We start from the raw sequence: 9,817 nt of genomic DNA on the forward strand, positions 1-9,817 counted from the left end.
CAATATTGAAAGGTGCAGAATAAACTCAAGATTATCAACGACCCAGTTCACGGTTTTATCAAAATTCCTCACGAGATTTTGTTCGATATTATAGAACATCCTTATTTTCAAAGACTCAGAAGGATTTCTCAAACCGGACTTCTTTCCCTCATTTTTCCTGGTGCAAAACATACCAGATTTCTTCATGCTCTTGGTGCAATGAATCTAATGTTCAAAGCTTTGGAAACGCTTAAGCTGAAAGGTGTGAAAATTTCTAAAGAAGAAGAAAAAGCGGCGATGTTGGCAATTTTACTTCACGATATTGGTCACGGTCCATTTTCGCACGCTTTGGAAAATATGTTGATGGACGATTGGCATCACGAGAAAATTTCAATTTTGCTAATGAACCGTTTGAATAAAGAATTCAAGGGGAAATTAGATTTGGCAATCGAAATGTTTCAAGGCAAATATCACAGGCCGTTTTTCAATCAGTTGATTTCATCTCAATTGGATGTCGACAGGATGGATTATTTGAAACGAGATAGTTTCTACACAGGAGTTTCCGAAGGAAGTGTGAACGTAGAAAGAATCATTTCAATGATGAATGTGAGTGATGAAAAACTGGTCATCGACGCAAAAGGAATTTATTCAATTGAAAATTATCTGACAGCGAGAATGTTTATGTACTGGCAGGTTTATTATCACAAAACTGCGGCGCTTGGCGAACATATTCTAGTTCAGATTCTTAATAGAGCCAAATATCTGGTTTCTAAAAATGTCGATTTGGAAGCGCCCTCTAATCTAAAATATTTCTTGGTTAAAAATAAATTCGATGAAGCGACGGAAGAAGATATCAGAAGATTCACAATGTTGGATGATATGGATGTTTACCAAGCCATCAAAGAATGGGCTGAGAATGAGGATTTTGTATTGTCCAGACTTTGTAAAATTGTCATATATCGAGATTTTCCGAAAAGTATTATTTCTTCCAAGCCTTTTTCAGAAGACTTTATTAAAGATAAAATTGAAAAAACGAATAAATTTTTCGGAATTGATAATGGAGAGGAAATCGTAGGACAGATTTCTCGTTCGCTTTTACCTTATGATACAGAAAAACAACCAATTTATTTGATGAACAAAACAGGAGAAACGATGAAGTTGGAAGAGTCTGAAAATCAGATATTATTTGGCTGTATGGAGAATGCGACGAAAAAATATATCATTTATTTTCCTAGAGAAATAATATAAGTAAAGTAAAAGTAACTTTGATTCGTCATAAAAAATTAAAAGATAATTAATAAAATATTTATCTTTGCAAACTATGGAATTTAGCGCAGAACAAATTGCAGAATTAATAAACGGCAAAATCATTGGTGACGGAAAAACTGTTATTACAGGAGTTTCTCCTATAGAAAATGGAGAACAGGGACATTTGTCTTTCGTTGGCCAAAGTCGTTTTTCTCATTTTATTGACGAAACAGAATGTGCAGTTTTAATCGTTTCTGAAAATCTTGTGGAAGACAGAGATTACAGACCTGTGATTATTGCTGTGGAAGATGCATATCTTTCTTTTCAAGTTTTGATGAATCTTTATCAAGAGATGCAAGGCAGAAGAATTGGGATAGAAGCTGGTTCATTTTTCCACGAAACTGCGAAAGTAGGCGAAGATGTTTACATCGGCGCTTTTACTTATGTTTCTGAGAACGCTAAAATTGGTGATAATACACAGATTTTTCCTCACGTTTACATCGGGAAAGGTGTGAAGATTGGTAAGAACTGCAAAATTGACAGTGGCGCAAGAATATATGATTATTGTGTTGTTGGGGATAATTGTGTGATTCATTCCAATACAGTTGTTGGTGGAGATGGATTTGGTTTCCAGCCGACTGCTGATGGCTTCAAAAAAATTCCTCAATTAGGAAATGTTATCATTGAAGATGATGTAGAAATTGGTTCTAACTGCAGTATTGACCGAGCAACAATCGGTTCTACAATTATTGGAAAAGGAACTAAGATTGATAATCTAATCCAAATTGCTCATAATGTGAAAATAGGCCAGAACAATGTAATAGCTTCACAAGCAGGAATTGCTGGTTCAACCGTTATTGGAGATTGGAATCAGATTGGCGGACAAGTAGGAATTGTTGGTCATATCAAAATAGGGAATCAAGTTAAGATTCAGGCTCAAAGTGGTGTTAATTCTTCTGCAAAAGATGGAGAAACGCTTTATGGTTCGCCTGCAATCAACTACAGCGATTATAGAAGAAACTATGTACATTTTCGTAATTTTACGGATATTGTCAAGAGAATAAACGATTTAGAAAATAAAAAATCAGAGTAAAGGTATCAGGAGCCAAGACATAGTTCTTCCCGCCTCAAAACTATTACAATGAGTGATAAACAAAAAACAATCAAAGAAGAAATCCAGCTTTCTGGAATAGGTCTTCACACAGGAAAAGAGGTTAATTTGAGAATCAAACCAGCAAAAGAAAATACTGGATTTGTATTCGTAAGAACAGACCTAGAAGGTCATCCTCAAGTTGAGGCTGATGTTAATTACGTAACCACTACAGAAAGAGGGACTACTCTTGAAAAACTGGGTGTTAAAATCCATACTTGCGAGCATCTTTTAGCTGCTTTGGTCGGGATGGATGTTGATAACGCAATTCTTGAAATGAACAGTGCAGAGCCTCCAATTTTGGACGGTTCTTCTAAGTTTTTTGTAGAAGCGATAGAAAAAGTAGGCATTCAGGAACAAGAACTTCCTAGAGAATATCTTGTGATCAAAGAAGTGATGAACTATATTGACCCTTCTACAGGTTCTGAAATTACTGTCATTCCTGCTGACGATTATGAGATTACAACAATGGTAGATTTTGGTACCAAAGTTTTGGGAACTCAAAATGCTAGTATGAAAAATCTTTCCGAGTTCAAGGATGAGATTGCTTCTGCTAGAACATTCAGCTTTTTACATGAACTTGAGCAACTTTTGGATGCCAATCTTATCAAAGGTGGTGATATCAGTAATGCCATTGTCTATGTTGATAAAGAGTTGACACCAGAGACTCTTGAAAAACTAAAAGTTGCTTTCGGAAAAGACCAAGTTTCTATCCGTCCAAACGGTATTCTTGATAACTTAACCCTTAATTATACTAATGAAGCTGCACGTCACAAATTGCTTGATGTAATTGGTGATTTGGCTTTAGTAGGAGTTAGAATCAAAGGTAGAGTTATTGCTAATAAACCAGGACACTTTGTAAACACTCAGTTTGCAAAAAAACTAAACAGACAATACAAATTGCAAAAAAGAAAAAACGTTCCAGATTTCGATTTGAAGGCTGAGCCTGTTTTCGATATCAACGGAATTATGAGATTATTACCACACAGACCTCCCTTTTTGTTGGTAGATAAAATCTTAGAATTATCCGATACTCATGTTGTGGGACTTAAAAATGTTACTATGAACGAACCGTTCTTCGTAGGACATTTCCCAAAAGAACCAGTAATGCCAGGGGTTTTACAAATCGAAGCGATGGCTCAGGTTGGAGGAATTTTGGTTTTAGCTAATGTTCCAGATCCTGAGAATTATTCTACTTACTTCGTGAAGATGGATAACGTAAAGTTCAAGAAAAAAGTGGTTCCAGGAGATCAGGTTATTTTCAAGATAGAATTAATAGAACCAATCAGAAGAGGAATTGTACATATGCAAGGTTATGGTTATGTTGGAGACAGTGTTGTTGTTGAAGCAGAACTGATGGCTCAAGTTGCAAAAACTAAAATTTAATTTATGATTCATCAGCTAACAGCAGTAGATCCACGTGCCAAAATTGGTAAAAATGTAACCGTAGAACCGTTCAGTACTATCGCAGCAGACGTAGTTATAGGAGCAGGAACTTGGATTGGATCTAATGTCACCATTATGGATGGCGCTAGAATCGGAAAAAATTGTAAGATTTTTCCAGGAACAGTTATTTCGGCTGTGCCACAGGATCTTAAATTTGATGGAGAAGATACTCAAACCATTATTGGTGACGGGACAACTCTTAGAGAATGTGTTACCATCAACCGAGGAACAAAAGCACTTGGCTATACAAAAGTAGGAGAGAACTGCTTGATTATGGCGACTTCTCACGTTGCTCACGACTGTATCATTGGGAATAATGTGATTATTGCCAACGGTTGTGGAATTGCAGGGCACGTAGAAATTGGAGATTTCACAGTCATGGGAGGTTTGTCAGCGATTCAACAATTTGGGAAAATTGGAAAACATGCTATGATTTCCGGTGGTTCATTAATCAGAAAAGATATCCCACCGTATGTTAAAGTTGCTAGAGAACCAATATCTTATGCAGGAATCAATTCTGTAGGACTTAGAAGAAGAGGTTTTACTAATGACAAAATCTTCGAAATCCAAAAAATCTACAGAGCTATTTTCCAAATGAAAATGAATACGACTCAAGCAATAGAATTCATTGAGAAAGAAATGCTACCTACAATGGAGAGAGATGAGATCATTACATTTATCCAGAATTCTCCTCGAGGTATTGTAAAAGGTTATGGTTCTGGAAAAGAATAATTTAAAATAATTATAAGTTTATATATAACTAATGGCAACAAGCAACGATATCAGAAAAGGACTTTGCATAGAATTCAGCAATGATATTTTCAAAGTAATCGAGTTTCTACACGTAAAACCAGGTAAAGGTCCTGCTTTCGTAAGAACAAAATTAAAATCTGTAACCAATGGAAAAGTTCTTGATAATACTTTTTCAGCAGGTCACAAAATTGATGAGGTAAAGGTAATCACAAGAAAATTCCAATATCTTTATGATGATGAGAATGGATTCCACTTCATGAATAACGAGGACTTCTCTCAGCTTTATCTTAACAAAGAAATGATCGAGAACTCTAACTTGATGAAAGCAGGGGAAGAGGTAACAATCATCTTGAAAGAAGCTGATGAAACGCCACTTTCTGCGGAACTTCCTCAGTCAGTTTACTTAGAAGTTATCGAAGCTGATCCTGGGGTTAAAGGAAATACAGCTACCAACGCTTTGAAAAATGCAATCGTAGAAACAGGCGCAAGAGTAATGGTTCCATTGTTCATCGAGCCAGGTGACAAAATTAAAATCAGCACAGAAGACGGCTCTTACTTGGAAAGAGTAAAATAAAATTAAAAGATGGAAGTCTGGAGTTGATCTTCAAACTTCCATTTTTATTTTAGATCAATTATTTTTTATTTGGGGCAGCTTAATCCGCCTTCCGTTCCCGCTTTTTTCTTTTTCTGTCAAAAAAGAAAAAGAGCTCCACTCAAGTCGGGCTGCAGATTCGTATTCATAAAGACGATTTTACCCAAATCTAATGTCTAAATTCTAACATCTAGTTATGACTTTCAATCAACCTCAAACACTTAAAGTAATTGCAGATATCATTGGTGCAAAATATATCGGAGACGAAAATTTTCCGGTTCTAGGAACCAATGAAATTCATATGATAAAACCAGGAGAAATAGTTTTTGTTAACCATCCAAAATACTATGACAAGGCTCTCAATTCTGCTGCTACAATCATCTTAATCGATAAAGAAGTAGAATGTCCGGAAGGTAAAGCCCTTTTGGTTTCAGATGATCCTTTTCGAGATTTTAATAAAATCAATACGCACTTCACAAGGATTTCAAATTTCAAAGAAGAACTTCACGATTTGGAAGTAGGAGACGGGACTTCCATTCATCCATCTGTTGTTATTGGAAATGATGTAAGAATTGGAAAAAATTGCCATATTTTCCCCAATGTTGTGATCGGTGATAGAACTGTAATAGGAGATAATGTTATTATTCAAGCTAATACAGTTTTAGGAGGCGACGCTTTCTATTACAGAAAACTGAATGGTAATTTTGATAGATTAATTTCTGTAGGGAACGTTGTCATCGAAAATAATGTTGAAATAGGGAATGGATGTACCATTGATAGAGGTGTTACCGATTCTACAACCATTGGAGAAGGGTCTGTTTTAGACAATCAAATCCAAATTGGACACGATACAATTATTGGAAAAAGATGTTTGATAGCTTCACAAACTGGAATTGCTGGATGTTGTATTATTGAAGATGAAGTAACAATTTGGGGGCAAGTTGGGATGGCATCTGGTGTCAGAATCGAAAAAGGAACAGTACTTCTTGCAAAAGTCGGTGTTAATAGAGATTTGAAAAAAGGTACTTATTTTGGTCCGATTGCGGAGGAGTTCAAACAGTATCTTAGAAAAGAAGTTAAAATCAAAAATCTGAAGTAAATCATATTTTTAATATTCAAAAAAAGTATTTTATAAAGAAAATTCTGAATAATTATCGTTATTTTTGCGAGTAACAAATGTTTATAAAATCAATAAATAATAATAAAAAATGTCAGTATTAGTAAACAAAGATTCTAAAGTTATCGTACAAGGATTTACTGGTAACGAAGGTACTTTTCACGCAGGTCAAATGATCGATTACGGAACCAACGTTGTTGGTGGTGTAACTCCGGGAAAAGGAGGAACTGAGCACCTTGGTAAACCTGTTTTCAACTCAGTTGCAGAAGCTGTAGAAAAAGCGGGTGCTAATGTGAGTATTATTTTCGTTCCGCCTGCATTTGCTGCAGATGCAGTAATGGAAGCTGCTGAAGCAGGAATCAAAGTTATTGTATGTATCACAGAAGGAATTCCTGTTGCTGATATGGTAAAAGTTAAGGATTATATCCAAGACAGAGATGTTCGTTTGATCGGTCCAAACTGTCCTGGTATCATCACTTCAGACGAAGCTAAAATCGGAATTATGCCTGGTTTCGTTTTCAAAAAAGGAAAAGTTGGTATCGTTTCAAAATCTGGAACTTTGACTTATGAAGCTGCTGATCAGGTTGTAAAAGCTGGTTATGGTGTTTCTACAGCTATCGGAATCGGTGGAGACCCAATTATCGGAACTACTACAAAAGAAGCTTTGGAATTGTTTATCAATGATCCAGAAACTGAAGCTGTTGTAATGATTGGAGAAATTGGAGGATCTCTAGAAGCTGAAGCTGCAAGATGGTACAAAGCTAGTGGTTCTACAAAACCAGTTGTAGGTTTCATCGCTGGACAAACTGCTCCAAAAGGTAGAACAATGGGACACGCAGGAGCTATCGTTGGAGGAGCTGATGACACTGCACAAGCAAAAATGGCTATTATGAAAGAAAACGGTATCCACGTTGTAGATTCTCCTGCAGAGATTGGTAAAACTGTTGCTGCTGTTTTAGCATAAAATTCTTTAGTTAGAATACTTTTAAAGATATTTTGAGAAGCTCTTCTGGGCTTCTCATTTTTTTTATTTAAATTTGAAAAGAAAAATATTTATAAAAACACAAGTTATGAAAAAAAACCTTTTTGGGTCCTTATTGTTAATGTCGTTTTTTTCTCAAGCGCAAATTGATTTCAGATCTACTGAGTTTGGTATCGTTGCAGGAGGAACATATTCTAGAGTTATAAATGCTCACAATCCTTCGGGGCCAAGGTTCTCTGTGTTAGGTGGAGTTACAGCACAAGTGCCAATAGGTATTGATGAACAATTTTACATTCAGGCAGAAGTTTTGTATTTTGGAGCTGGCGAAGGAGGAGACAGAAAATATGAAAAGACAGTTGGATGGGAGCACGCAGTTTATGCTAACAATTACTTGAGTGTTCCATTTAATTTTAAAGCTTATTTCTCTCAAGCAGAGTCTGAGTTTTATGGATTGGTAGGACCTAGATTTAATTTTTTGATCAGTCAAAAAGTAAAGAACGCACCAGCTGAAAGAGGATATTATGATCCAAATGTAACAAATCCAGATTACCCGGATATCAATGGAAAAGCCAATTCTTTCAATTTTGGAATCGGTGCGGGTATTGGTTTTAGCTATAAAAGACAACTAGAGATTGCACTCAAATATGATATTGGACTATCAAATACTTATCCTAATCTTGTAGAGACTTGGACGATGGATCCTGATACACAAAAGAAAAAATCGGAGCATGTTCTAAGCTTAGGTTTGACTTACTTCTTCAAATAAAAACAAAGGCTGTAATAATTCACAGCCTTTTATTTTGATTACTTATTCTTGATGATTTCTTTGATTTTACCTTCAATTTCTTCCGATAATTCTGGGTTATCTCTCAATACTTCTTTTACAGCGTCACGTCCTTGTCCTAGTTTTGTATCTTCGTAGCTAAACCAAGATCCGCTTTTCTTAACTACGGCAAGATCTACAGCAGTATCAAGGATCTCTCCAACTTTGGAAACTCCTTCTCCATACATAATATCGAATTCTGCCATTTTGAAAGGTGGTGCAACTTTATTTTTAACCACCTTTACTTTCACACGACTACCAATAGCTTCGTCTCCATTTTTGATAGGTGCACTTGCTTTTCTGATATCGATTCTTACAGAGGCATAGAACTTAAGTGCGTTTCCTCCGGTTGTAGTTTCAGGATTTCCAAACATCACTCCAATTTTTTCACGAAGCTGATTAATGAAAATGACAGTACATTTTGTTCTGTTAATTGTAGCTGTTAATTTTCTAAGAGCTTGAGACATCAATCTTGCATGAAGTCCCATTTTAGAATCTCCCATTTCACCTTCTATCTCTGCTTTTGGTGTAAGAGCGGCAACAGAGTCAATTACTACGATATCTATTGCTCCAGATCTGATTAGGTTGTCAGCAATTTCTAAAGCTTGCTCACCATTGTCTGGTTGAGAAATAATTAGGTTTTCTAAATCGATTCCTAATTTGGCTGCATAGTTTCTGTCAAAAGCATGTTCGGCATCTATAAAAGCCGCAATTCCTCCTGCTTTTTGAGCTTCTGCAATGGCGTGAAGAGTGAGGGTTGTTTTACCAGAAGATTCTGGCCCATAGATTTCTATGATTCTTCCTCTAGGATATCCACCTACACCTAAAGCAAGGTCAATCCCCAAAGAACCAGAAGGGATTACTTCTATTGTTGTATCAACAGAATCCTCTCCCAAAGTCATTACAGTTCCTTTACCATAGGTTTTATCTAGTTTTTCAAGCACCAATTGTAATGCTTTTTTCTTATCGTCAGCTGTACTCATTATTTCAAAAAAATTATTCTCAAAAATACGGAATTTTAAAATCAAAATCCAATATTATTTTGTTTATGAGTTTTTATTGAATTAGCTAGTGTCTAAAGGAAATTGGAATTTTTATGATACTTAGATAGTCATTTAAGACTTTCATTTAATCCTTAACTCCTTTTTTTATTCTATTTTTCTACCGACTAATTTTGCGCAGATTTTATTGAAAATTATTTTTGATATTTGGAACAGTTTTTTGTTTTTTATATTCCAAGAATTTATAGGCTCTCCTCGGTTTTTGGTATCCCAGTTTTTATAATGTTTCTTGATAGAAAGTCTAGCATAAGAATAAATTATTCTAGTTTTATAGCAAATTCTTAACATTTTATAGATTTTCAATTTCTGATGTAGATCTCGATTTGCTTTAAAATTCCTGTAAATGATTGTGAAAAATAAATATCTTTTACAACTGGATCAGTATCATAAAAGTAGTGAGAGAATTTTTCAAAACCTTCAAAACCAACTTTTGCATTAGGAAATCCTACTAGATGCATATCGTTTCCTATTTCTCAAAAATATCTGAATTGAGTTTAGAGTCTTTAAAACGTGGTTGTCAATTTGTTTTTTCCTTTCAGATAAAGTTATGGTTATTTGCTCCAGAGAATAATTGTGAATTTTATCCTTTTAAAAATATAAAAAAACCTCAGAAATGGACTGCCCCCAAAAAGTTATACACTTTTTAGGGGCATTTTTTATGAGAAG

Annotated in this window: 10 protein-coding genes; 8 read left to right on the plus strand and 2 right to left on the minus strand. The window is 35.3% G+C overall.

Going from position 1 to position 9,817, the window contains the following annotated elements; genetic code table 11:
• Positions 1-12: 12 nt before the first annotated feature.
• The 8 genes from RTY06_RS14615 to RTY06_RS14650 all read left to right on the plus strand — a co-directional run bounded on the left by RTY06_RS14615 (position 13) and on the right by RTY06_RS14650 (position 8,033).
• The gene (locus RTY06_RS14615) at positions 13-1,227 is read left to right on the plus strand and encodes an HD domain-containing protein (RefSeq protein WP_312825714.1); all 1,215 of its coding nucleotides are present in this window, start codon (positions 13-15) and stop codon (positions 1,225-1,227) included.
• A gap of 73 nt (positions 1,228-1,300) precedes the next feature.
• Positions 1,301-2,320: a UDP-3-O-(3-hydroxymyristoyl)glucosamine N-acyltransferase gene (lpxD, locus tag RTY06_RS14620; RefSeq protein WP_312825715.1), complete on the plus strand. Its 1,020-nt coding sequence runs from the start codon at positions 1,301-1,303 to the stop codon at positions 2,318-2,320.
• A gap of 48 nt (positions 2,321-2,368) precedes the next feature.
• Entirely contained in the window at positions 2,369-3,763 is a 1,395-nt protein-coding gene (locus tag RTY06_RS14625) for a bifunctional UDP-3-O-[3-hydroxymyristoyl] N-acetylglucosamine deacetylase/3-hydroxyacyl-ACP dehydratase (protein WP_312825716.1), read from the plus strand.
• Between the two features lie 3 nt (positions 3,764-3,766).
• A complete protein-coding gene (lpxA, locus tag RTY06_RS14630) occupies positions 3,767-4,555 on the plus strand; it encodes an acyl-ACP--UDP-N-acetylglucosamine O-acyltransferase (protein ID WP_312825717.1) in 789 nt (262 codons plus the stop codon).
• Positions 4,556-4,586: 31 nt separating this feature from the next.
• Positions 4,587-5,150, plus strand: a complete 564-nt coding sequence (gene efp / locus RTY06_RS14635; protein WP_027384968.1) for an elongation factor P — start codon at positions 4,587-4,589, stop codon at positions 5,148-5,150.
• A gap of 214 nt (positions 5,151-5,364) precedes the next feature.
• Positions 5,365-6,267, plus strand: coding sequence for an LpxD N-terminal domain-containing protein (locus RTY06_RS14640; RefSeq protein ID WP_312825718.1), 903 nt, complete (start codon positions 5,365-5,367; stop codon positions 6,265-6,267).
• Between the two features lie 109 nt (positions 6,268-6,376).
• Positions 6,377-7,249, plus strand: coding sequence for a succinate--CoA ligase subunit alpha (gene sucD / locus RTY06_RS14645; protein WP_116034687.1), 873 nt, complete (start codon positions 6,377-6,379; stop codon positions 7,247-7,249).
• Between the two features lie 106 nt (positions 7,250-7,355).
• Positions 7,356-8,033 (plus strand): porin family protein, encoded by a 678-nt coding sequence (locus RTY06_RS14650; protein ID WP_312825719.1) that lies wholly within the window; start codon positions 7,356-7,358, stop codon positions 8,031-8,033.
• A gap of 38 nt (positions 8,034-8,071) precedes the next feature.
• On the opposite strand, the gene recA is transcribed toward RTY06_RS14650, so the two are convergent.
• A complete protein-coding gene (gene recA / locus RTY06_RS14655; protein ID WP_116034683.1) occupies positions 8,072-9,073 on the minus strand; it encodes a recombinase RecA in 1,002 nt (333 codons plus the stop codon).
• Between the two features lie 377 nt (positions 9,074-9,450).
• Positions 9,451-9,609 carry a hypothetical protein gene (locus RTY06_RS14660; RefSeq protein ID WP_312825720.1) on the minus strand — a complete coding sequence of 53 codons (159 nt, stop codon included), beginning with the start codon at positions 9,607-9,609 and terminating at the stop codon, positions 9,451-9,453.
• Positions 9,610-9,817 lie beyond the last annotated feature (208 nt).

Origin of the sequence: Epilithonimonas sp. (genome assembly GCF_032055105.1) — a bacterium.
GTDB lineage: Bacteria > Bacteroidota > Bacteroidia > Flavobacteriales > Weeksellaceae > Epilithonimonas.